Source organism: Spiroplasma sp. ChiS (assembly GCF_002968355.1).
In the GTDB taxonomy this organism is placed as follows: domain Bacteria; phylum Bacillota_I; class Bacilli_A; order Mycoplasmatales; family Mycoplasmataceae; genus Spiroplasma; species Spiroplasma citri.
This window is the reverse complement of the sequence record NZ_PUUH01000277.1, coordinates 1-626: the sequence shown is the minus strand read 5'-3', so window position 1 is coordinate 626 and position 626 is coordinate 1. Positions and strand designations below refer to the sequence as shown.

General features: G+C 61.0%; 1 protein-coding gene. It reads left to right on the top strand.

The window, feature by feature from the left end:
• Positions 1–603, top strand: a 603-nt coding sequence (ruvB, locus tag C6B38_RS06935) for a Holliday junction branch migration DNA helicase RuvB (RefSeq protein ID WP_105299093.1), incomplete at its 5' end; no start/stop codon positions are given.
• Between the last annotated feature and the right edge of the window lie 23 nt (positions 604–626).

Genomic DNA, 626 nt, shown 5'->3' with positions numbered 1-626 from the left:
CTGCCGCCGTTCACTTTGGTGGGGGCGACCACACGTGCGGGGATGCTGACTAACCCGTTGCGCGATCGTTTCGGTATCGTCCAGCGCCTGGAGTTCTACAGCACGGCGGATCTGGCGACTATTGTCAGTCGTTCCGCCGGCATTCTCGGCTTGCCGTTGGACCCGGAGGGCGCCTTCGAGGTGGCTCGGCGTGCCCGGGGTACTCCGCGGATCGCCAATCGGCTATTGCGCCGGGTGCGGGATTTTGCCGAAGTGCGAGCCAAGGGCCATATCACCAAGCCGATCGCTGATCTGGCACTGAACCTGCTGGACGTTGATGAGCGTGGCTTCGACCACCAGGACCGGCGTCTACTGCTGACCATGATCGAGAAGTTCGACGGTGGCCCGGTAGGGGTCGACAGTCTGGCTGCGGCCATCAGCGAAGAGCGTCATACCATCGAGGATGTGCTGGAACCGTACCTGATCCAGCAGGGCTACATCATGCGTACCCCTCGTGGTCGTGTGGTGACCCGGCATGCGTACCTGCACTTCGGTCTAAACATTCCGTCACGAATGGGGGACATGCCCGTGGTAGACGAATTCATCGATGCCGTGGACGATTAGTAACCCGCGCCTTGTCGATTTAT